Below are 22,727 nucleotides of genomic sequence, written 5' to 3'. Positions count from 1 at the left end.
TCGTGTCGTCCTCCGCGGCTCCCGATGCTTCCCGGTGGGCCGCCGCCCCGCAACGGCCCCCCGCACCGGCCGTCCGGAAAGACCGGCGGCCGGCCCCCTCCGAGAGGGGCCGGCCGCCGGCCGATGTTCCTGTCCGTGCCGCTACTTCACCGGCTCGGGCTCCGAGCTGTCCTCCGGCTCCGGGTCGCCCGCCGGGTCCACCGGCGTCTTCACGGAGTCCAGCAGCAGCTGGGCCACGTCGACGACCTGGATGGATTCCTTCGCCTTGCCGTCGTTCTTCTTGCCGTTGACCGAGTCGGTCAGCATCACGAGGCAGAAGGGGCAGGCCGTCGAGACGATGTCGGGGTTGAGCGACAGGGCCTCGTCGACGCGCTCGTTGTTGATGCGCTTGCCGATCCGCTCTTCCATCCACATCCGGGCACCGCCGGCGCCACAGCAGAAGCCGCGCTCCTTGTGGCGGTGCATCTCCTCGTTCCGCAGGCCCGGCACCTTGGCGATGATCTCGCGCGGGGGCGTGTAGACCTTGTTGTGGCGGCCCAGGTAGCAGGGGTCGTGGTAGGTGATCAGACCCTCGACCGGGGTGACGGGGGTGAGCTTGCCCTCGTCCACCAGGTGCTGGAGCAGCTGGGTGTGGTGGATGACCTCGTACTCGCCGCCCAGCTGCGGGTACTCGTTCGCGATGGTGTTGAAGCAGTGCGGGCAGGTCGCGACGATCTTCTTCGACGCCTTCGGCTTCTTGGTCGACTCATCCTCGTCGTCCTCACCGAAGGCCGCGTTCAGCGTCGCGACGTTCTCCGCGCCGAGCTGCTGGAAGAGGAACTCGTTGCCCAGCCGGCGCGGCGAGTCACCGGTGCACTTCTCGTCGCCGCCCATGATCGCGAACTTCACGCCCGCGATGTGCAGCAGCTCCGCGAACGCCTTGGTGGTCTTCTTGGCGCGGTCCTCCAGGGCACCGGCGCAGCCGACCCAGTAGAGGTACTCGACCTCGGTGAGGTCCTCGACGTCCTGGCCGACGACCGGAACCTCGAAGTCGACCTCCTTGGTCCAGGCCAGCCGCTGCTTCTTGGCCAGGCCCCAGGGGTTGCCCTTCTTCTCCAGGTTCTTGAGCATCGTGCCCGCCTCGGACGGGAACGAGGACTCGATCATGACCTGGTAGCGGCGCATGTCGACGATGTGGTCGATGTGCTCGATGTCGACCGGGCACTGCTCGACACAGGCGCCGCAGGTGGTGCAGGACCACAGGACGTCCGGGTCGATGACACCGTTCTCTTCGAGGGTGCCGATCAGCGGGCGCTCGGCCTCCGCGAGGGCGGCCGCGGGAACGTCCTTGAGCTGCTCGGCGGTCGCCTGCTCGTTGCCCTCCATGTCCTTGCCGCCGCCGGCCAGCAGATACGGCGCCTTGGCGTGCGCGTGGTCGCGCAGCGACATGATCAGGAGCTTCGGGGAGAGCGGCTTGCCGGTGTTCCAGGCGGGGCACTGCGACTGGCAGCGGCCGCACTCGGTGCAGGTGGAGAAGTCGAGCAGGCCCTTCCAGGAGAAGTGCTCGACCTGGGAGACACCGAACTGGTCGTCCTCGCCCGGGTCCTCGAAGTCGATCGGCTTGCCCTCGCTGGTCATCGGCTGAAGCGCGCCCAGCGCCACCCCGCCGTCCGCCTCACGCTTGAACCAGATGTTGGGGAAGGCGAGGAAGCGGTGCCAGGCCACACCCATGTCGGTCTTGAGCGAGACCGTGATCATCCAGATGAAGGACGTCGCGATCTTGAGGGCGGCGAAGAAGTAGGTGAGGTTCTGGACGGTGCCCAGGCTCATCCCCTTGAAGGCCACGACCAGGGGGTACGAGATGAAGTACGCCGGCTCGTAGTGGTCGACGCCGTGCTGGGCGCCCTCCAGGGCGTGCAGCGTCACGATGCAGAAGCCGACGATGAGGATGACGGTCTCGACGAAGTACGCCTGGCCGGTGTTGGAGCCCGCGAAGCGGGACTTGCGGCCCGCGCCGCCGGGGCGGTTCAGCTGCCGGATGACGATCAGGGCGATGATGCCCACGGTCGTCAGCGTGCCCATCGCCTCGACGTACATCTCCCACGGCAGCCAGTCGCCGATGAACGGGATCAGCCAGTCGGCCTGGAAGAGCTGGCCGATGGCGTTGACGATCGTCAGCAGCAGGGTGAGGAAGCCCACCGCCACGAACCAGTGCGCCACGCCGACGACGCCCCAGCGGTTCATGCGAGTGTGGCCGAGGAACTCCTTGGCCACCGTGACGGTCCGCTGGGCGGGCGCGTCGGTGCGGGTGCCCGCGGGCACCGGCTGGCCGAGTCGCATGTGGCGGTAGATCTGGAGCAGGGCGCGGCCGAACAGCGCCACGGCGACCGCGATGAGCACCAGCGACACGATGATCGCGGCGAGTTGCATGGGAGGCTCCTCGTACCTGCGAGAGCGGGAAACGGTGGGGGACTACTAAGCAGTAACTTTTTTGGTCTGCCGCTGAGGTTACCCATTCTCCTCCGCCCCATGAAGCCGCCCGGCCGGTGATCTGCGTCGCGAAGGCAACCCTCTGTGTGACCCCGGCGTCCTGCGGTACAGCCGTGGTGACGATAAGAGCGATATAAAACTTGAGCGCGCCCGACTCAGGTCTGTTGACAGGATTTCTTTGGTCCTGCACTCTTGAGCCTGTTCCACTCAAGTCAGCTGGAGGAATTGAAATGGCACGTGCGGTCGGCATCGACCTGGGCACGACGAACTCCGTCGTCAGTGTTCTCGAAGGCGGTGAGCCCACCGTCATCACCAACGCCGAGGGCGCCAGGACCACGCCGTCCGTTGTCGCCTTCGCCAAGAACGGCGAGGTGCTGGTCGGCGAGGTCGCCAAGCGTCAGGCGGTCACCAACGTCGACAGGACCATCCGGTCGGTCAAGCGCCACATGGGCACCGACTGGAAGATCGACATCGACGGCAAGGGCTTCAACCCGCAGCAGATGAGCGCCTTCATCCTGCAGAAGCTCAAGCGCGACGCCGAGGCGTACCTCGGCGAGAAGGTCGTCGACGCGGTCATCACCGTTCCGGCCTACTTCAACGACTCCGAGCGCCAGGCCACCAAGGAGGCCGGTGAGATCGCGGGCCTCAACGTCCTGCGCATCGTCAACGAGCCCACCGCGGCCGCCCTGGCCTACGGCCTGGAGAAGGACGACCAGACCATTCTGGTCTTCGACCTCGGTGGCGGCACCTTCGACGTCTCGCTCCTGGAGATCGGCGACGGCGTCGTCGAGGTGAAGGCCACCAACGGTGACAACCACCTCGGTGGTGACGACTGGGACCAGCGCGTCGTCGACTACCTGGTCAAGCAGTTCCAGAACGGCCACGGCGTCGACCTGGCCAAGGACAAGATGGCGCTCCAGCGCCTGCGCGAGGCCGCCGAGAAGGCGAAGATCGAGCTGTCGTCCTCCACCGAGACGACGATCAACCTTCCCTACATCACCGCCTCCGCCGAGGGCCCGCTGCACCTGGACGAGAAGCTCACGCGCTCGCAGTTCCAGCAGCTCACCTCGGACCTCCTGGACCGCTGCAAGACGCCGTTCCACAACGTGATCAAGGACGCGGGTATCAACCTGTCCGAGATCGACCACGTGGTCCTGGTCGGCGGCTCCACCCGTATGCCCGCCGTCGCCGAGCTCGTCAAGGAGCTGACCGGCGGCAAGGACGCCAACAAGGGCGTCAACCCGGACGAGGTCGTCGCCATCGGCGCCACCCTCCAGGCCGGTGTGCTCAAGGGTGAGGTCAAGGACGTCCTCCTGCTGGACGTCACCCCGCTGTCCCTCGGTATCGAGACCAAGGGCGGCATCATGACCAAGCTGATCGAGCGCAACACCACGATCCCGACCAAGCGCTCCGAGATCTTCACGACGGCCGAGGACAACCAGCCGTCCGTGCAGATCCAGGTCTACCAGGGCGAGCGCGAGATCGCGGCGTACAACAAGAAGCTCGGGATGTTCGAGCTGACCGGTCTGCCGCCGGCCCCGCGCGGGGTCCCGCAGATCGAGGTCTCCTTCGACATCGACGCCAACGGCATCATGCACGTGACCGCGAAGGACCTGGGCACGGGCAAGGAGCAGAAGATGACCGTCACCGGCGGCTCCTCGCTGCCGAAGGACGAGGTCGACCGGATGCGCCAGGAGGCCGAGCAGTACGCGGACGAGGACACCAAGCGCCGCGAGGCCGCCGAGACCCGCAACCAGGCCGAGCAGCTCGTCTACCAGACCGAGAAGTTCCTCAAGGACAACGAGGAGAAGGTCCCGGGCGAGGTCAAGACCGAGGTCGAGGAAGCCCTCACCGAGCTGAAGGAAAAGCTCAAGGGCGAGGACACCGCGGAGATCCGCACCGCCACCGAGAAGGTCGCGGCCGTCTCCCAGAAGCTGGGCCAGGCCATGTACGCCGACGCCCAGGGTGCCGCCGGCGCCGAGGGCGCTGCCGGTGCCGAGGGCGCCGAGCAGGCCAAGGCCGATGACGACGTCGTGGACGCCGAGATCGTCGACGACGAGAAGCCGAAGAAGGATGGTGCCGCGTGACGGAGGAGACCCCGGGCTTCGACGAGAAGCCCGACGTCCCCTCTGACGCCGCTTCCGAAGACGCGGCGCAGGCCGAGTCCGCCGACAAGGCGGGCTCGGCCCCGGCCGGGGACGTACCGGACGTAGCGCTCCAGGCGCAGCTGGACCAGGTACGTACGGCGCTCAACGAGCGCACGACGGACCTCCAGCGGCTCCAGGCGGAGTACCAGAACTACCGCCGTCGGGTGGAGCGGGACCGGGTCACGGTCAAGGAGATCGCCGCGGCGAACCTCCTGTCCGAGCTCCTTCCCACCCTCGACGACATCGGCCGGGCCCGCGAGCACGGCGAACTGGTCGGCGGCTTCAAGTCGGTGGCCGAATCGCTGGAGACCGTGGTCGCCAAGCTGGGTTTGCAGCAGTTCGGCAAGGAGGGCGAGCCCTTCGACCCGACGATCCACGAGGCGCTGATGCACTCGTACGCACCGGACGTCACCGAGACGACGTGCGTGGCGATCCTTCAGCCCGGGTATCGCATCGGTGAACGAACGATCCGCCCCGCGCGGGTCGCCGTCGCCGAGCCGCAGCCGGGCGCGCAGGGCACCAAGTCCGGATCCGATGACGAGGCCAAGGGCGCCAAGGCTTCGGACGAGGAGAGCGGTGGCCCGGAAGAGGGCTGACGTGAGGACAGAAAAGAAAACCGCGCGGAAGGAGGGACGTCGGGGATGAGCACCAAGGACTTCGTCGAGAAGGACTACTACAAGGTCCTCGGCGTCCCGAAGGACGCCACCGAAGCGGAGATCAAGAAGGCGTACCGCAAGCTCGCCCGCGAGTTCCACCCGGACGCCAACAAGGGTGACGCCAAGGCCGAGGAGCGCTTCAAGGAGATCTCCGAGGCGAACGACATCCTGGGCGACGCCAAGCGCCGTAAGGAGTACGACGAGGCGCGCACGCTGTTCGGCAACGGCGGCTACCGGCCGGGGCCGGGCGGCGGCGGCAGCTTCAACTTCGACCTGGGCGACCTCTTCGGGGGCTCGCAGGGCCAGGGCGGCGGCGGAGGTTTCGGCGGCGGGCTCGGGGACGTCTTCGGCGGCCTGTTCAACCGCGGCGGCGCCGGTACCCGTACCCACGCGCGCCGGGGCCAGGACATCGAGTCCGAGGTGACGCTCAGCTTCACCGAGGCGGTCGACGGGGCCACGGTCCCGCTGCGGATGTCCAGCCAGGCGCCGTGCAAGGCGTGTTCCGGCACCGGCGACAAGAACGGCACCCCGCGGGTCTGCCCGACCTGCGTCGGCACCGGCCAGGTCAGCCGGGGCGCGGGCGGCGGCTTCTCGCTCACCGACCCGTGCGCCGACTGCAAGGGCCGGGGCCTGATCGCCCAGGACGCCTGCGAGGTCTGCAAGGGCAGCGGGCGGGCGACCAGTGCCCGGACGATGCAGGTCCGCATCCCCGCGGGCGTCTCGGACGGGCAGCGCATCAGGCTGCGCGGCAAGGGCGCCCCGGGCGAGCAGGGCGGCCCGGCGGGCGATCTGTACGTGGTCGTGCATGTCGACGCCCACCCGGTCTTCGGCCGCAAGGGCGACAACCTCACCATCACCGTGCCGGTCACCTTCCCGGAGGCCGCGCTCGGCGGGGAGGTCAAGGTGCCGACACTGGGCGGTCCGCCGGTGACGCTGAAGCTGCCGGCCGGCACGCCCAATGGGCGCACCATGCGGGCCCGTGGCAAGGGCGCGGCCCGTAAGGACGGCACACGGGGGGATCTGCTGGTCACCATAGAGGTGCTGGTCCCCGGTGACCTCAGCGACAAGGCGAAGGAGTCGCTGGAGTCCTATCGCGAGGCGACCGCGGGGCCGGACCCGCGGGCGGAGCTGTTCCAGGCCGCGAAGGGAGCTTGAGATGGACAGCCGGGGCGGGCAGCGTCGTAACCCCTATGAACTGACCGATGAGTCGCCGGTGTACGTCATCTCCGTCGCGGCTCAGCTCTCCGGCCTGCATCCGCAGACCCTTCGGCAATACGACCGGCTGGGGCTGGTCTCGCCCGACCGCACGGCCGGGCGGGGCCGCCGCTATTCGGCCCGTGACATCGAACTGCTCCGTACGGTCCAGCAGTTGTCCCAGGACGAGGGCATCAACCTCGCCGGCATCAAGCGCATCATCGAGCTGGAGAACCAGGTCACGGCCCTCCAGCAGCGGGTCGTCGAGCTCCAGGGCGCCCTGGAGGGCGCGGCCAGCGCGATGCAGCAGCGGGAGGCGGCGGTGCACGCCTCCTATCGGCGCGATCTGGTGCCGTATCAGGATGTGCAGCAGACCAGCGCACTGGTGGTCTGGCGTCCCAACAAGCGGCCGGAGTGACGGCCGCGGCCGGGGCGCCGACGCCCGGCACATAACGCGAGAAGGGCCGGGGAGACCCGGCCCTTCTCGCGTTTCCGTACGATCGCGGCGCCCGGCCGCGGTCCGCTCAGCAGCCGTTGTATCCGGCCGTCGGCATCGACAGCCGCCGGTGCACCTGCGACTTCATCGCCAGGGTGTAGACCGGCTCGTCGAGGTCGGCGGTCTCCAGGCGGACGCCGGCCGCGGCGCACCGTGCGGTGAACTCGTCCGCACCGGCGATGGCGTTCTCCAGCGCCCGGCGGTTGGGCGCCACGAACACATCGACCAGGCCCTCTTCGACGTCACGCCACAGCGCGCCGTGGTCGGCGCGCAGCTGGTGCAGGCTGAGCTGGCAGGTCAGGTGGTAGTCACGGGCCGCCGCCCACTGCTTGCACATGTCGTGCTGGCTGCGGTCATCGACCAGGAACGGATCCTCGTCCAGCTCGGACAGCGGCATCAGGCAGGCGATCGCCGTGACTCGGACCGAGTTCATCGTGCCCTCCGGGGCGTGGCGACTGTGGGGGCGACGATACCCCCGCGAGCGGCCCGTGGAGGAGGGGCTGTACCGGGCGGCGAGGCATAGCCGCAGGCGTGGCAGATCTTCCAGCCGTCCTGATTCACGGCGAGCTGGCCGCCGCAGCGCGGGCAGAGCTCGGCGTGCGGATGCGGCCGGGCGGGGGACGGACGGCGCGGAGCGGTCGTCACCTTGCACACTGCCGACGCCATACGGCCTCCAGCTGCTGTCTTTTGCAGGGGACAGGTCCGATGTCGTCCGTGATTGCGCGGAGCTGTTCGGTTCCCGTCGCTCTTGAGTACCAGGTGGGTGGCCCGGAGCGGATCCGGAGGGACCGTTTCCGGCCAGCGCGCCGGAGGGGGAGCGGCGGTCGGGCCGGCGCTCAGGCCCGGCCCATCGCCTTGGTCACCGCGATCTCGATCATGACGCGATCGGGGTTGGGCGTCGGCGTCCGGCCGTACCGCTCGGCGTACCGGCGCACCGCGTCGGCCACCGACTCGGCGTCCGTACGCACCCGGGCCCGGCCCTCCAGCGTCGCCCAGCGCCCCTTGTCGACCTGGCACACGGCGACGGTGGCACCGTCCGCCCCGGCGGCGAGGATGTTCTTGACCTTGGCACTGTCCTTGCGGGTGATGATCCGCGCGATCCGCTGCCCGGCGTCGTAGGTGACGCCTACGGGAACGACATGGGGCGTCCCGTCCGTACGCAGCGTGGTGAGGGTCGGCATCAGATACTCGCCCCAGAAGGCGAGGTATTCCGGGCTGAGGGCGCTGAGGTCATGGGCCATGGGGGCCAGAGTAGTTCGGCGCCCGGGACTCAGAGGAAGTCGGCGGTTTCGAGGTCGAAGGAGAAGGGGGCGGGGAGGGGGACGGGCTTGCCGATGGGGACGGTGTTGTGCCCTGCGTAGTCGTTCCCGGTGGGCTCGCTGAACAGCGTGATCGTGCCCTCGCCGCGGTCCACGAGCAGATAGAACGGGATGCCGGCGTGGGCGTAGCAGTGCCGCTTGCGGACGCGGTCGTGCTCAGGCTTGCTCGATGTCACTTCCATGACCAGGGTGACGCCGTCGCTGGGCATCCAGGGCTCGGCATCCAGGAACACATCCAGTTCGGTGGGCGCGAACGTGGCATCGGGGATGACGTGGTTCTTGCGGTCGGCGGGGTTCAGCAGGAGCCCCTTGCCGCCGGAGACGTCCATGTCGGTCGCGGACTTCACCAGGATCTGTTTGGTGAGCCGGCTGAAGAAACGCTCGTGGTTCCCGTCCGTCGGTGGCGTCACGATGATCTCCCCCTCGATCAGCTCGGCCCGGAAGCCCTCAGGGGTTTCCAGGGCGAGGAAGTAATCCAGGAGGGTCTCGTCGTCCGTCGCCATCGGCTCGTGTGCCATAGCCGTCATGCTGCACCTCGTCGTGGTCGAAGGCCAGTGTCGCCGGGCGACGCGGTGGGTGGCAGCGCGATCGGCTCCGATTCCCTCGCACGAGTGAGCGAGGAACGGGCGAGGGGGCTCGCTTCCGCAGCCTTGAGTGGAATAGACTCAACTTATCGCACGTTGGTATGTGCAGGATGTGCCGCAGTGGGTCCAGACTGGGCGCTGAGGCCGGGCAGGACGAGTCGAGGAGGATCGCGAGGACGTGGACGCCGAGCTGACCAACAAGAGCCGGGAGGCACTGAGCGCCGCCAATGAGCGGGCGGTCACCTCCGGGCACGCGGACATGACGTCCGCGCATCTCCTGCTCGCGCTGCTGGCCGGGCAGGACAACGAGAACATCATGGACCTGCTGGCCGACGTCGAGGCGGACGCCGCCGCGCTGCGCAACGGGGCCGAGCGCCAGCTGGCCGCGCTGCCCAGCGTGCAGGGCTCGACGGTCGCACCGCCGCAGCCGGACCGCGATCTGCTCTCCGCCATCGCCGACGCCACCCAGCGCGCCAAGGAGCTCGGTGACGCGTACGTCTCCACCGAGCACCTCCTCATCGGCATCGCCGCCAAGGGCGGGCGCACCGGCGAGCTGCTGGAGCAGCAGGGCGCCTCCGCCAAGAAGCTGCTGGCCGCGTTCGAGGCGAACCGCGGCGGGCAGCGGGTGACCAACGCCGACCCGGAGGGCACGTACAAGGCGCTGGAGAAGTTCGGTACGGACTTCACCGCGGCCGCCCGCGAGGGCAAGCTCGACCCGGTCATCGGCCGGGACCACGAGATCCGCCGCGTGGTGCAGGTGCTGTCCCGCCGTACGAAGAACAACCCGGTGCTGATCGGTGAGCCGGGCGTCGGCAAGACCGCCGTCGTCGAGGGGCTGGCGCAGCGGATCGTCAAGGGCGATGTGCCCGAGTCGCTGCGCAACAAGCGGCTGGTCGCGCTCGACCTGGGGGCGATGGTCGCGGGCGCCAAGTACCGCGGTGAGTTCGAGGAGCGGCTGAAGACCGTCCTGGCGGAGATCAAGTCCAGCGAGGGCCAGATCATCACCTTCATCGACGAGCTGCACACCGTCGTCGGCGCGGGCGCCGGCGGCGACTCGTCCATGGACGCGGGCAACATGCTCAAGCCGATGCTGGCCCGCGGCGAGCTGCGGATGGTCGGCGCGACGACGCTGGACGAGTACCGCGAGCGGATCGAGAAGGACCCGGCGCTGGAGCGGCGCTTCCAGCAGGTGCTGGTAGCCGAGCCGACCGTCGAGGACACGGTGGCGATCCTGCGCGGGCTCAAGGGGCGCTACGAGGCCCACCACAAGGTGCAGATCGCGGACTCCGCGCTGGTCGCCGCGGCCTCGCTCTCCGACCGCTACATCACCTCCCGCTTCCTGCCGGACAAGGCCATCGACCTGGTCGACGAGGCCGCCTCCCGCCTCCGTATGGAGATCGACTCCTCGCCTGTCGAGATCGACGAGCTCCAGCGCGCCGTGGACCGGCTGAAGATGGAGGAGCTGGCGCTCAAGAACGAGACCGACGCCGGCTCCGTCCAGCGGCTGGAGAAGCTGCGCAAGGACCTCGCCGACAAGGAGGAGGAGCTGCGCGGCCTGACCGCCCGCTGGGAGAAGGAGAAGCAGAGCCTCAACCGCGTCGGTGCGCTCAAGGAGAAGCTCGACGAGCTGCGTGGCCAGGCGGAGCGCGCCCAGCGCGACGGCGACTTCGACACCGCCTCCAAGCTGCTCTACGGCGAGATCCCGGGCGTCGAGCACGAGCTGGAGGAGGCCGCCGCCGCCGAGGCCGAGCAGGAGGCGTCCAAGGAGTCCATGGTCAAGGAAGAGGTCGGGCCGGACGACATCGCGGATGTGGTCGGCGCCTGGACCGGCATCCCGGCCGGCCGGCTCCTGGAGGGCGAGACCCAGAAGCTGCTGCGGATGGAGGAGGAGCTCGGCAAGCGGCTGATCGGCCAGACCGAGGCCGTCCGCTCCGTCTCCGACGCGGTACGCCGCACCCGCGCCGGTATCGCCGACCCGGACCGCCCCACCGGCTCGTTCCTCTTCCTCGGCCCGACCGGCGTCGGCAAGACCGAGCTGGCCAAGGCGCTCGCGGACTTCCTCTTCGACGACGAGCGGGCGATGGTCCGGATCGACATGTCGGAGTACGGCGAGAAGCACAGCGTCGCGCGGCTGGTCGGCGCGCCGCCCGGCTATGTCGGCTACGAGGAGGGCGGCCAGCTGACCGAGGCGGTCCGCCGCCGCCCGTACTCCGTCATCCTGCTGGACGAGGTGGAGAAGGCCCACCACGAGGTCTTCGACATCCTGCTCCAGGTCCTCGACGACGGCCGGCTCACGGACGGCCAGGGCCGCACCGTCGACTTCCGCAACACCATCCTGATCCTGACCTCCAACCTCGGCTCCAACTTCCTGATGGACCCGCTGCTCAAGGAGGAGCAGAAGCGGGAGAAGGTGCTGGAGACCGTCCGGACCGCGTTCCGGCCCGAGTTCCTCAACCGGCTCGACGACGTGGTGGTCTTCCACCCGCTCGGCACCGACCAGCTCCAGCGGATCGCCCGTATCCAGCTCGGCCATCTCCAGCGCCGTCTCGGCGACCGCCGGCTGACGCTGGACGTCACCGACCGCGCCCTGACCTGGCTCGCCTGGCTCGGCCAGGAACCGGTGCCCGACGCCCCCGCCCCGGACCTGTCCTACGGCGCCCGGCCCCTGCGCCGCCTGGTCCAGACGGCCATCGGCGACCAGCTCGCCCGCGCCATCCTGGCGGGCGAGGTGCTGGAGGGCGACACCGTGCGGGTGGACGTGGACGGCGATCAGCTCTCGGTGGAGGCGGCCGGCCGGCCCACGGGCTGACCGTCGCCGTGGCCCCACGGCCGGCCCACGGGCTGACCGTCGCCGTGGCCCCACGGGCGGCCCGCGGGCTGACCGCCGCGCCGCCGTGGTCCCGCGGCCGGCCCGCCCGGCCGATCGTTGCCCCGGGCGACGCCTTGCCCGCATCCGCTCCGTCCGGGTTGCCACGACGGGGCGGGTGTGGGGGAGGATGGCAGGGACCATACGAAGGGAATTCCACGGTGAGCATCGACCCGTCCTCGATTCCGAATTTCGGGGGCCAGCCCGAACCCGAGCCGTCGGGGCCTGATGGTCCCGTCGTGCCAGACCAGGACCTGGTCAAGCAGCTCCTCGACCAGATGGAGCTGAAGTACGTAGTCGACGAGGAGGGTGACCTCGCCGCCCCGTGGGAGCAGTTCCGCACGTACTTCATGTTCCGGGGCGAGGAGGAGCAGCAGATCTTCTCCGTCCGTACGTTCTATGACCGTGCCCACGGCATCGACGAGAAGTCGAAGCTGCTGGAGGCGATCGACGACTGGAACCGCCGGACGCTGTGGCCCAAGGCCTACACCCACACCCATGACGACGGCACGGTCCGTCTGATCGGTGAGGCATCGATGCTGATCGGCACCGGTGTCTCGCTCGAACACTTCGTGTCGAGCACGGTCAGCTGGGTCCGCGCCTCGATCGAATTCGACAAGTGGATCGTCGAGCAGCTCGGCCTGGAGGCCGAGATCGAAGGCGACTCCGACGACAAGCCGGGTGACGACGAGGGCTGAGCCCCGTCCGTCCCACACCCACCCTGCTGCGCGGGCCCCGGAGCGTGATGCTCCGGGGCCCGCGTCCGTCCGTGCCCGGGGTAGGGCGACGGGCGACCCGTCGCTTCAGGGCTGAGGGCGGCTCCCCCGGCCGTTACAGGCGCTTCAAGCGGTCCGCCGCCTCCTGGAGCACGTCGGTGCCCTTGCAGAAGGCGAAGCGGACGTAGGGGGCGCCCTGGTCCTTGTGGTCGTAGAAGACAGCGTTGGGGATGGCGACGACGCCGGCGCGTTCGGGGAGGGCGCGGCAGAAGGCGAAGCCGTCGCCCTCTTCGGACAGCACAGCGCCGAGGGGGCGGATGTCGGTGGTGATGAAGTACGTGCCCGAGGGGCGGAAGACCTGGAAGCCGGCGTCGGTGAGGCCGGTGGCGAGGATGTCGCGCTTGGCGCGCAGGTCGTCGCGCAGCTCCGTGAAGTAGCTGTCGGGGAGGGCGAGGGCCTCGGCGACGGCGTACTGGAAGGGGCCGGCGGAGACATAGGTGAGGAACTGCTTGGCGGAGCGGACCGCGCTCACCAGTTCCGCCGTCGCGGTGACCCAGCCGACCTTCCAGCCGGTGAACGAGAAGGTCTTGCCGGCCGAGCCGATGGTGACGGTGCGCTCGCGCATCCCGGGGAACGACGCGAGCGGGAGGTGTTCGCCCTCGAACACGAGGTGCTCGTAGACCTCGTCGGTGACCACGAGGAGATCGCGCTCGCAGGCGAGGCGGGCGATCTCGGCGAGCTCGTCGCGGGAGAGCACGGTGCCGGTGGGGTTGTGCGGGGTGTTCAGGAGGATCAGGCGGGTGTTGCCGGTGATGGCGTCGCGCAGTTCGTCCAGGTCGAGGCGGTAGCTGCCGGACTCCGGGTCCGCGCGCAGGGTCACCGGGACGCGGCGGCCGCCCGCCAGCGCGATACCGGCGGCGTACGAGTCGTAGTACGGCTCCAGCGCGATGACCTCGTCGCCCGGCTCCAGCAGTGCCAGCAGCGCGGCGGCGAGGGCCTCGGTGGCGCCCGCCGTGATCAGGACCTCGGTGTCGGGGTCGTAGGAGAGGCCGAGGCGGCCGTAGAAGCGCTGCTGATGGGCGGCGACGGCGGTGCGCAGTTCGGGGATGCCGGGGCCCGGCGGGTACTGGTTGCCGCGGCCGTCGCGCAGCGCGCGCACCGCCGCTTCCCTGACCTCTTCCGGACCGTCGGCGTCGGGGAAGCCCTGGCCGAGGTTGATGGAGCCGGTCCGTACGGCGAGCGCCGACATCTCGGCGAAGATCGTGGTGCCGAATTCGGCGAGGCGGCGGTTGAGCAGCGGTCGGTCCATGGACGTCATCCTCCGCCGAACCTCTGGTCTTCCTCAACTGTGCTTTGAGACGCCGGGGCCGGGGCATCAGCCCCGCACAACGGAATGAGACGGCCGTCGACGAGGACGGCCCACGGCGCCGGGCGGCGCCGGAGCGGCGCACCGGGCGCCGGACGGAGCGTATGCGCCCCCATTGCCTCAAGGGCGTGGGAGGTGCCCTCACGCTTCGGGGGATGGAAAGGAGTGTGAGGCATATGGGGATTGTGGTTTTCCTGGTGATCTGCGCGGGAGTGATCGGCCTGGTGGCCCTGGCCTCGCGGAGCGGTGCGCGCGGGGGCGGCGGGGGCGGACGGGGCTCCGGCGGCGGCAGCTGGTGGGCCGGCGGCGACGGGGGTTCGGGCGGCGGTCACCACCACGGTGGGCACCACGGCGGATGCGGCGGCGGATCCTCCTGTGGCGGGTCGTCCTGCGGTGGCGGCGGTGGTGGCGGCTGCGGTGGTGGCGGTGGCGGCGGCTCCTGAGCCGACGGCGCTACCCGCCAACTCCATATGTGCGGATGGCTAGTTGCTTGTCGCATATGCGCCCAGCGGGTGCTGGTCGAAAGGCCAACACCCGCTGGGCGCTTGGTCGTTGAACAACTGAACTGCAAGGCCCCCGAGCGGATGGAAACCCGGAGAAGATGGGTAAAAGCGCTGTGGGCGACGGGGCTTTCATGATTCCCTCTCCCCAGAGAATCCCCCACGTTCTCCGACCCCACGTGGGCGCGAGCCGGCAGGCAGTCGTACATCCCTGAATCCGTTTCGGGCGGGCCGGCCCACCATTCCACTGCGTGCTTGCGGAGCCGACCCATGCTCACCACTTTGACGACGGCGTACACCGATACCCGTGCCTCCGACCTGGCCTGGGCGCTGGGCAGGGAACCCCTGCCGGCCCTCGCCGTACTCGATCTCCAACTCCAGGATGCTCAGGTGCAGTTGAGACTGCTCGGCGCCTCTCACCAGGTGCTTCTTGAGGAGGAGCACGGCACCTGTTCCGAAACGGTCGCCTGTATGCCGGGCAGCAGCACACCGCTGCCGCTCGGGGTGGCGAAGCGGCTGGGGGACTGGGAGTACGAGTTCGCCGCCCATGTGGAGACCCTCTCGCGCGGCTCGTTCGCCGGGCGGGCGCAGGAGCTGCTCGCGCTGGTGGCCGAGCATCCGCACGGGCTCGCCGGTACGTTCCCCGGCTCGCCGCACGCCTTCACCGCGATGCTGGCGCAGCGTCAGCAGGGGCAGGTGCGCTGGCGGACCTGGCACGCGTATCCGCAGGAGGGCCGCCTGGTGGCCACCCGTACCCGCGTGGGCGTACGGGCCAGGGTCGCGGCGGTCTAGCGGGGCCGGTCGCTGGTGACCGGTCCGGTCGGCGGAAGGGTGTGGGGGTGTGGGCGGTGCGAGGGGCGCGGGAGCCGTTGCGCCGGGGGCGTGGGGGTTCGGGAGGGCGCGGGCGGTGGGGCGCGCGCGGCGCGGTGTGTCCTTGCGCCCCATGCTTCGGCAACGCCCCAACGGAGGCGTGTAGCCCGCGAGGTCTACTCGTGTGGGTGACGGAATGCCACAGAATCGTCACGTAGCGTTCATTTTATGATCGACCCGTCAGAGTCCGCTCGCGTCGGCGCTCCCGGCCCGCCGGACGTCATGACACCGGCGCGACTGCCGGTGCCGGCCGGGCTCGGCCGGCTGCTCGTCCTCGCCGTCGTCTTCGTCTGCGCCGCCTGCGGTCTGGTCTACGAACTCGAACTGGTCGCTCTGGCCACGTACTTGGTGGGCGACTCCGTCACCCAGGCGTCGGTCGTGCTGTCCGTCATGGTCTTCGCGATGGGGGTCGGCGCGCTGCTCGCCAAGCGGCTGCGCTGCCGGGCGGCGGTCGGCTTCGGCGCGGTGGAGGCCGGCCTCGCGCTGGTCGGCGGCAGCTCCGCGATGGCGCTCTACGCCTGCTTCGCCTGGTTCGGGCAGTCCCGCTCCGCGCTCGTCGGCTTCTCCCTGGCCATCGGCATCCTGATCGGCGCCGAGGTACCGCTGCTGATGACGCTGATCCAGCGGGTGCGCCGGCAGGACGCGGGCGGCGCGGTGGCCGATCTCTTCGCCGCGGACTATGTCGGCGCGCTCGTCGGCGGGCTGGCCTTTCCCTTTCTGCTGCTGCCGGGCTTCGGCCAGCTGACCGGTGCGCTGCTCACCGGCGCCGTCAACGCGGTGGCCGGCGCCGTGCTGGTGCTGTGGCTGTTCCGCCGCGATCTCAGCGCCCGTGCCCGCTGGGCGCTCTTCGGTGCCAATGCCCTGGTCCTCGCGCTGCTCGCCGCGGGCGTGGCGCTGGCCACCCCGTTCGAACGGGCCGCCCGGCTGGCGGTGTACGGCTCCTCGGCCCGGGTCGCGGTGCAGACCGGCGTCCAGGAAGTGGTGATGACCGGCGGGACGGGCACCGGAGCCGGTGCGGGGCACGGGAGGAAAGGTTCCGGCGGACCGCTGGCGCTGTATCTCGACGGCCGGCTCCGCGTGAGCGCGGAGAACGAGTTCCGCTACCACGAAGCGCTGGTGCACCCGGCGATGGCGGGCGGCCCGCACGGCCGGGTGCTGGTGCTCGGCGGCGGCGACGGCCTCGCGGTGCGCGAGATCCTCCGCTACCGCGCGGTCCGCTCGGTCACCGTCGTCGAACTCGACCCCGGCGTCCTGCGGTTGGCACGCACCGACCCCGGCCTCACCCGCCTCAACCGGCACTCGCTCGCCGATCCCCGGGTGCGGACGGTGACCGCCGACGCCTTCGACTGGCTGCGGCAGCAGGGCGCCCGCGGCCCCGGCCGCCGGGCGGAGCCGTACGACGTCATCGTCTCCGATCTCCCCGACCCCGGGATCACCGTGTGCACCAAGCTCTACTCGCAGGAGTTCTACGGCCTGGCGGCGCAGTTGCTGGCCGGCGACGGGCGGCTGGTGGTGCACGCCGGGCCGCCGGTCGAGCGCGCGCGGCTGTACTGGACGGTGGAGTCGACGGTCCGGTCGGTGGGCCTGGCGACGGTTCCGTACCGGCAGTCCGGCCGGCCCGCGGCCTTCTCCGGCGGCCCGGACCGCTCGGCGGGCGCCGTCCCGCCCGTGGACGCCGAGGCCCCGGCCGCCGCGGCGCCGTCCGGGACCCGGTACTGGGGCTTCGTGCTGGCCGCGCGGCACCCTCCGGCGTTCGGTCTGGCGCCCGACGCTCCCCCGCTGGCCGGGCTCAGCGCCGGGGAACTGCGGGCCGGCCGGCGGGCGGAGACCCGCGAGCGGTGGACCGGACTGCCGGCGTCGACGCTGATGCATCCGCGGTATCAGGACTGAGCGGGCCCGGTGCGGTGCCGGGCCGGCGGGTGCCCGCCGCGGACCTCAGGCGGTGCGGGCCGTGCGGGTGCGGCGGGGCGGGTTCCGGCCCGGTGGCAGAAAGTTCCGCGTGGGCGGGCACGGGTTCGCGGCCGCTGGGTAGGCTCCCATGTCATGGAGCATGAGGTGTACGTTCCGTTTCCCGTCGGGACCGTGCGGCAGGCGCTCACCGAGCCGGAGCGGGTGGCGCGCTGTGTCCCAGGAGTCCAGCTCGACGCCGATGCGGCCCCCGGGTGTCCGGAGGGCCGGCTGCGACTGCGTATCGGAAGCTCCACCATCACTTATCGCGGCACGCTGACGGTCGGCGCCGCCGCGGACGACGGCACCGCTGACGACGGTGCGGCCCCGGTGACCGTCGAGGCGAAGGGCACCGAGGCGCGCGGCGACGGAGCGGTCGCGCTGACCGTGGCCGTACGGCTCGCCCCGGCCACCGAGCCCGGCCCCGGTACGACGCTGCGCTGCTCCGGCACGGTCCACCGCGACGGCCGGCTCGCCGAGGCCACCGACCGGTCCGCCGCCACCGTCGGCCGCCGGCTGCTGGACCGCTTCGCGGAGAACCTGACGGCGGACCTGCGGCGGCGGCCGGTGACCGACGAGGCCGGAGCGGCCGAGGGCGGTGGGCCGGACGAAGCCACCGCACCGGACGAAGCCACCGCACCGGACGATGCCACCGCACCGGCCGCCGACGCCGGGGACGCGGCCGGGTCCCGGGTGTTCGACACCGAGGTGCCGCCGCCGTCCCTGGATCCGGGCAGCGACGAGGACCCCGACGAGACGGCGGATCTCGATGCCGCGAACGAGGCCGGCGAGGACCTCGACGCGGGCGAGGCGGCGGACGCGTTCCCCGCCGCGCACCCCGAGCACGCCTACGGGGACGAGGCGGACCGGCTCGCCCCCGCCGAGGCCGCGCACGCCCGCCGCACGATGATCGGCCGCAGCGCGGAAGAGGTCGACCACGCCCCGCCGCGCGGCCGGTACGCGCCGGTGCCCGCCCCCGAGTCGAACGGCACCTCGGCGACCCTGCGCTGGGCGGCCCCCGCGGCCGCGGTGGTGCTGGCGTCCGCGGTGGTCGTCGGCCGGGTGCTGCGCCGCCGCCGCTGACCCGGGGCCGCGGCCCACGACGGCCGTGGCTCACGACGGCGGCGGCTCACGACGGCCGCGGCCCGTACGGCGTCCCACGCCGCACGCGGTCCGTCGCTAGGCTCGGTCCCGTGAGCACCGACAACACCACGCAGGGCGCGGCGCGGACGCAGGCGCCGGAGGGCGTGCGACTGGCCGCCGGAGACACCGAACTGACCGTCCGTCCGGACCTCGGCTGCCGGATCGCGAGCCTGCGCACCGGCGGTACGGAGCTGCTGCGGCAGGGCCCCCGATACGGCTGTTTTCCGATGGTGCCGTGGTGCGGCCGGCTCGCCCATGGGGAGTTCCGCAACGGCAGCGAGCTCCACCGGATGCCGCTCAACGCCGCGCCGCACGCCATCCACGGCACCGGCCGCGACCTGCGCTGGCGCACCGTGCGGGCGAGCGCCACGGAGGGCGTCTTCACCTACGACCTCCAGGACCCGGCGGCGCCCTGGCCGTACCCGGGGCAGGTCACCCAGCTCGTCGAACTCGCCGAGGACGGCGGTTCGCTCACCCTCACCATGGGCGTCGAGGCGACCGCCGACTCCTTCCCCGCGCAGGCCGGCTGGCACCCCTGGTTCCTGCGGAACCTCGGAGAGGGCGGCACGGACGTCCTCCTCGACTTCGGGCCCGAGTGGCAGGAGGAGCGGGGCGCGGACCATCTCCCGACCGGCCGCCGGATCCCGCCGAAGCCGGGCCCCTGGGACGACTGCTTCGGGATGCCGCAGGGCGTGGCGGCCACCCTCACCTGGCCGGGCCGCCTGGAGCTGAAGATCACCAGCCGCGCCGAATGGGCCGTGGTCTACGACGAGCAGGAGGCCGCGGTGTGTGTCGAGCCGCAGACCGGCCCGCCGAACGGCCTCAACACCCTGCCGCGCCTGGTCACGCCGATCGACCCGCTGGAGATCTCCATGACCTGGAGCTGGCGGAACCTGTCCCGGGGCACCGCCTAAGCTCGTGCGCATGAGTGACGACGTGCGCGGCGAGCTGCTGCGCCAGATCAAGGACAAGGCCGTGGTGCACGGCAAGGTGACGCTTTCTTCCGGCAAGGAGGCCGACTACTACATCGACCTGCGCCGGATCACCCTCGACGGCGAGGCCGCGCCGCTGGTCGGTCAGCTGATGCTCGACATCACCGCCGACCTGGACTACGAGGCGGTCGGCGGGCTGACGCTCGGCGCCGACCCGGTCGCGACCTCGATGCTGCACGCCTCCGCGGCGCGCGGCGGCCGGCTGGACTCCTTCGTCGTCCGCAAGGCGCAGAAGGCGCACGGGATGCAGCGCCGTATCGAGGGTCCGGACATCAAGGGCCGCCGGGTCCTGATCGTCGAGGACACCTCCACCACCGGTGGCTCGCCGCTGACCGCCGTCGAGGCGGCGCGTGAGGCGGGCGCCGAGGTCGTTGCGGTGGCCACGATCGTCGACCGCGGTGCCGCCGCTGCCATCGCCGAGGCCGGGCTGCCCTATATCACGGGCTACCAGCTGGGCGACCTCGGCCTGGGCTGAGACCGGCGCGACAGCCGCACCGGAGGTGAGTCCTCCACGCTGACCTGCGGCTTTGTCGAGGGGCAGTCGGTTTCACGTGAAACCGACTGCCCACGGAGTGGGACGGCCGGACAGGCGATGTGGAGCGAGGGGCCTTGTCTGGGAAGATGTGCACGGCGAAGTCCTCGCCCCCTGGTCAGGGCCCAGTACGCACACCCGCACACACAAGGAGCGGACAGATGCCCATCGCAACCCCCGAGGTCTACACCGAGATGCTCGACCGGGCGAAGGCAGGGAAGTTCGCCTACCCGGCCATCAACGTCACGTCGACGCAGACGCTGCACGCCGCGCTGCGTGGGTTCGCCGAGGCCGAGAGCGACGGCATCATCCAGATCTCCACCGGTGGTGCGGAGTTCCTGGGCGGCCAGTACAACAAGGACATGGTCACCGGTGCGGTGGCGCTCGCCGAGTTCGCGCACGTCGTCGCCGCCAAGTACGACATCACCGTCGCGCTGCACACCGACCACTGCCCCAAGGACAAGCTGGACGGCTACGTACGCCCGCTGCTGGACATCTCCGCGGAGCGCGTCGCCAAGGGCCAGAACCCGCTGTTCCAGTCCCACATGTGGGACGGCTCGGCCGAGAACCTGGCCGACAACCTGGCCATCGGCCAGGAGCTGCTGGCCAAGGCCGCCGCCGCCAAGATCATCCTTGAGGTCGAGATCACCCCGACCGGTGGCGAGGAGGACGGCGTCACCCACGAGATCAACGACGAGCTCTACACCACGGTCGATGACGCGCTGCGCACCGCCGAGGCGCTGGGCCTGGGTGAGAAGGGCCGCTACCTGCTCGCCGCCTCCTTCGGCAACGTCCACGGCGTCTACAAGCCGGGCAACGTCGTGCTCCGTCCCGAGCTGCTGAAGGACCTCCAGGAGGGCGTGGGCGCCAAGTACGGCAAGGCCGCCCCGTTCGACTTCGTCTTCCACGGCGGCTCCGGCTCCACCGAGCAGGAGATCGCCACCGCGCTGGAGAACGGCGTGGTCAAGATGAACCTGGACACCGACACCCAGTACGCCTTCACCCGCCCGGTCGCGGACCACATGTTCCGCAACTACGACGGTGTGCTGAAGGTCGACGGCGAGGTCGGCAACAAGAAGACCTACGACCCGCGCAGCTGGGGCAAGCTGGCCGAGGCCGGCATGGCCAAGCGGGTCACCGAGGCATGCGCCAACCTGCGCTCCACCGGCACCAAGATCAAGTAACCGGCGGGCCGCACCGCCGGCCGCCGCGCACCGGGGCTCCGCATCCGTCCGGGATGCGGAGCCTTCGTGCGCCCGGCCGGCGGCAGCGCGGGCGAGCGGGTGCGGGGACGGGCATGCTCGCGGTATGAGCGAACCGAGTGCGCCCGGCGCGGTCCGGCTGGCCTCGGCACAGGGCCGGTGGGTGCTGCTGACGGCCGTGCTGGGGTCCGGCATGGCGCTGCTCGACGGCACCGTCGTCAATGTCGCCCTGCCCCGGATCGGCGAGGACCTCAACGCGGATCTGGCGGTCCTACAGTGGACCGTCACCGCCTACCTGCTCACCCTCTCCTCGCTGATCCTGCTGGGCGGTGCGCTCGGCGACCGCTTCGGCCGGCGCCGGGTGTTCGTGATCGGCGTGATCTGGTTCGCCACCGCTTCGCTGCTGTGCGGGCTGGCACCGCAGGCCGGCGTACTGATCGCGGCCCGTGCGCTCCAGGGCGTCGGCGGGGCGCTGCTCACGCCCGGTTCGCTGGCCCTGATCCAGGCCGTGCTCCACCCCGACGACCGGGCTCGCGGCGTCGGCGCCTGGTCGGGGCTCGGCGGGGTGGCCGCCGCGGTGGGGCCGTTCATCGGCGGCTGGCTGGTGGACGGCGCCGGCTGGCGCTGGGTGTTCTTCCTGAATGTGCCGCTGGCCGCGGTGTGCGTCCCGGTGGCGCTGCGGCACGTCCCCGAGACCCGGGAGCGCGCGGCCCGGCTGCACCGCGGCTTCGACGTACGGGGCGCGGTGCTGGGGGCGCTGGCGCTGGCCGGGGTGACCTACGCACTGATCGCCGCACCGAACGGGGGCGCCGGGCTCGGCGTGATCGTTCCCGCGGTGGCCGGGCTGCTGCTCGGCGCACTCTTCATCAGGCTCGAACGGCGCCGGCCCGATCCCATGCTGCCGCCCGCCATCTTCCGCATCCGCCAGTTCTCCGCGATCAACGCGGTGACGGTCTGCGTCTACGCCGCTTTCGGCGGCTTCTTCTTCCTCTCCGTGCTCCAGCTCCAGGTAGTGGTGGGCTACTCGGCGCTCCAGGCCGGTACCGCGCTACTGCCCACCACCGGCCTGATGCTGCTGCTGTCCGCCCGCTCCGGAGAGCTGGGACAGCGCACCGGTCCGCGGATCCCGCTCACCGTCGGACCACTGCTGTGTGCCGCGGGCCTGCTGCTGATGATGCGGGTGGGCCAAGGCGCGTCCTACCTCACCGATGTGCTCCCGGCACTCGTGGTCATGGGCGCCGGCATGGTGACGCTGGTCGCACCGCTCACCGCGACCGTCCTCGCGTCGGTGGACGTCGACCGTGCGGGCCTGGCCAGCGGAATCAACAATGCCGCAGCACGGGCCGCCGGTCTGGTAGCGGTGGCGGCGCTGCCCCTCCTGGCGGGCTTCGGCCCCGAGGCGTACCGCTCGGCGGACGCCTTCGGCGCCGCCTTCCTCCGCGCCATGCCGATCTGCGCCGGCGTCCTGGTGGCCGGCGCCCTGATCGCCTGGCTGACCGTACGGACCGACGCCCTGCGCCCGGAACCAGGCGCCGAGAAGCCCTGCCAGGCGGAGACCACCTACCACTGCGGCTTCAGCGCACCCCCACTGAACCCGGGCGAGGCCCAAAAAACCAACCAACAACAGAACCCCAACAGATAACGCCGGCCCCCACCACCCCTTCCACCACCCACCCACGGGAGGTGACGGGCCGGAGGGGCAGGGTGTCCGGACGTAAAGCGAAGCAG

19 protein-coding genes are annotated in these 22,727 nt (G+C 70.9%); 14 read left to right on the top strand and 5 right to left on the bottom strand.

Features of this window, described 5'->3' with window-relative positions; genetic code table 11:
- Positions 1 to 141: 141 nt before the first annotated feature.
- Complete coding sequence (locus ACFWJW_RS18555) at positions 142 to 2,409, bottom strand: (Fe-S)-binding protein (RefSeq protein ID WP_387242008.1); 2,268 nt, start codon at positions 2,407 to 2,409, stop codon at positions 142 to 144.
- Between the two features lie 290 nt (positions 2,410 to 2,699).
- Here ACFWJW_RS18555 and dnaK point away from each other — a divergent pair, with 290 nt between their 5' ends.
- Genes dnaK through ACFWJW_RS18535 form a run of 4 tightly spaced genes read left to right on the top strand, consistent with a single transcriptional unit; the run spans position 2,700 to position 6,884 of the window.
- Positions 2,700 to 4,556 (top strand): molecular chaperone DnaK, encoded by a 1,857-nt coding sequence (gene dnaK, locus ACFWJW_RS18550; protein ID WP_042151424.1) that lies wholly within the window; start codon positions 2,700 to 2,702, stop codon positions 4,554 to 4,556.
- Entirely contained in the window at positions 4,553 to 5,212 is a 660-nt protein-coding gene (gene grpE / locus ACFWJW_RS18545; RefSeq protein ID WP_387242003.1) for a nucleotide exchange factor GrpE, read from the top strand. Before dnaK ends, grpE begins: the two co-directional genes overlap by 4 nt.
- Before the next feature lie 45 nt (positions 5,213 to 5,257).
- Complete coding sequence (gene dnaJ, locus ACFWJW_RS18540) at positions 5,258 to 6,427, top strand: molecular chaperone DnaJ (protein ID WP_387242000.1); 1,170 nt, start codon at positions 5,258 to 5,260, stop codon at positions 6,425 to 6,427.
- Between the two features lies 1 nt (position 6,428).
- On the top strand, positions 6,429 to 6,884 hold the full coding sequence (locus ACFWJW_RS18535) for a heat shock protein transcriptional repressor HspR (protein WP_387241997.1): 456 nt from the start codon (positions 6,429 to 6,431) through the stop codon (positions 6,882 to 6,884).
- Between the two features lie 106 nt (positions 6,885 to 6,990).
- On the opposite strand, the gene ACFWJW_RS18530 is transcribed toward ACFWJW_RS18535, so the two are convergent.
- The 3 genes from ACFWJW_RS18530 to ACFWJW_RS18520 all read right to left on the bottom strand — a co-directional run bounded on the left by ACFWJW_RS18530 (position 6,991) and on the right by ACFWJW_RS18520 (position 8,808).
- On the bottom strand, positions 6,991 to 7,395 hold the full coding sequence (locus ACFWJW_RS18530; RefSeq protein WP_387241994.1) for a hypothetical protein: 405 nt from the start codon (positions 7,393 to 7,395) through the stop codon (positions 6,991 to 6,993).
- A gap of 403 nt (positions 7,396 to 7,798) precedes the next feature.
- A complete protein-coding gene (locus tag ACFWJW_RS18525) occupies positions 7,799 to 8,203 on the bottom strand; it encodes a pyridoxamine 5'-phosphate oxidase family protein (RefSeq protein ID WP_042151438.1) in 405 nt (134 codons plus the stop codon).
- 29 nt (positions 8,204 to 8,232) lie between these two features.
- Entirely contained in the window at positions 8,233 to 8,808 is a 576-nt protein-coding gene (locus ACFWJW_RS18520; RefSeq protein WP_387241991.1) for a Uma2 family endonuclease, read from the bottom strand.
- Between the two features lie 235 nt (positions 8,809 to 9,043).
- On the opposite strand from ACFWJW_RS18520, the gene clpB reads away from it, so the two are divergent.
- The gene (clpB, locus tag ACFWJW_RS18515) at positions 9,044 to 11,674 is read left to right on the top strand and encodes an ATP-dependent chaperone ClpB (RefSeq protein ID WP_387241988.1); all 2,631 of its coding nucleotides are present in this window, start codon (positions 9,044 to 9,046) and stop codon (positions 11,672 to 11,674) included.
- Positions 11,675 to 11,892: 218 nt separating this feature from the next.
- Positions 11,893 to 12,429, top strand: a complete 537-nt coding sequence (locus ACFWJW_RS18510) for a YbjN domain-containing protein (RefSeq protein WP_387241985.1) — start codon at positions 11,893 to 11,895, stop codon at positions 12,427 to 12,429.
- Positions 12,430 to 12,562: 133 nt separating this feature from the next.
- On the opposite strand, the gene ACFWJW_RS18505 is transcribed toward ACFWJW_RS18510, so the two are convergent.
- Entirely contained in the window at positions 12,563 to 13,756 is a 1,194-nt protein-coding gene (locus tag ACFWJW_RS18505) for a pyridoxal phosphate-dependent aminotransferase (RefSeq protein WP_387241982.1), read from the bottom strand.
- 233 nt (positions 13,757 to 13,989) lie between these two features.
- Here ACFWJW_RS18505 and ACFWJW_RS18500 point away from each other — a divergent pair, with 233 nt between their 5' ends.
- The 8 genes from ACFWJW_RS18500 (at position 13,990) to ACFWJW_RS18465 (ending at position 22,641) form a co-directional block, all read left to right on the top strand.
- Positions 13,990 to 14,256 carry a hypothetical protein gene (locus ACFWJW_RS18500; protein ID WP_387241979.1) on the top strand — a complete coding sequence of 89 codons (267 nt, stop codon included), beginning with the start codon at positions 13,990 to 13,992 and terminating at the stop codon, positions 14,254 to 14,256.
- Positions 14,257 to 14,583: 327 nt separating this feature from the next.
- A complete protein-coding gene (locus tag ACFWJW_RS18495) occupies positions 14,584 to 15,105 on the top strand; it encodes a DUF2617 family protein (protein WP_262039622.1) in 522 nt (173 codons plus the stop codon).
- Between the two features lie 246 nt (positions 15,106 to 15,351).
- Positions 15,352 to 17,073 (top strand): polyamine aminopropyltransferase, encoded by a 1,722-nt coding sequence (locus ACFWJW_RS18490; protein WP_387241975.1) that lies wholly within the window; start codon positions 15,352 to 15,354, stop codon positions 17,071 to 17,073.
- Positions 17,074 to 17,226: 153 nt separating this feature from the next.
- Positions 17,227 to 18,213, top strand: a complete 987-nt coding sequence (locus ACFWJW_RS18485) for an SRPBCC domain-containing protein (protein ID WP_387241972.1) — start codon at positions 17,227 to 17,229, stop codon at positions 18,211 to 18,213.
- A 110-nt stretch (positions 18,214 to 18,323) separates the two neighbouring features.
- Positions 18,324 to 19,187, top strand: a complete 864-nt coding sequence (locus ACFWJW_RS18480) for an aldose 1-epimerase (protein ID WP_387241969.1) — start codon at positions 18,324 to 18,326, stop codon at positions 19,185 to 19,187.
- 10 nt (positions 19,188 to 19,197) lie between these two features.
- Positions 19,198 to 19,740, top strand: coding sequence for an orotate phosphoribosyltransferase (gene pyrE / locus ACFWJW_RS18475; RefSeq protein ID WP_387241966.1), 543 nt, complete (start codon positions 19,198 to 19,200; stop codon positions 19,738 to 19,740).
- A gap of 218 nt (positions 19,741 to 19,958) precedes the next feature.
- Positions 19,959 to 20,981 carry a class II fructose-bisphosphate aldolase gene (gene fbaA, locus ACFWJW_RS18470; protein WP_387241963.1) on the top strand — a complete coding sequence of 341 codons (1,023 nt, stop codon included), beginning with the start codon at positions 19,959 to 19,961 and terminating at the stop codon, positions 20,979 to 20,981.
- Positions 20,982 to 21,105: 124 nt separating this feature from the next.
- Complete coding sequence (locus tag ACFWJW_RS18465; RefSeq protein WP_387241960.1) at positions 21,106 to 22,641, top strand: MFS transporter; 1,536 nt, start codon at positions 21,106 to 21,108, stop codon at positions 22,639 to 22,641.
- Positions 22,642 to 22,727 lie beyond the last annotated feature (86 nt).

Origin of the sequence: Streptomyces sp. NPDC127097, assembly GCF_042724075.1 — a bacterium.
Lineage (GTDB): Bacteria > Actinomycetota > Actinomycetes > Streptomycetales > Streptomycetaceae > Streptomyces.
Note: the sequence above shows the minus strand (reverse complement) of the source record. Positions and strands in the feature narration are given on the sequence as shown.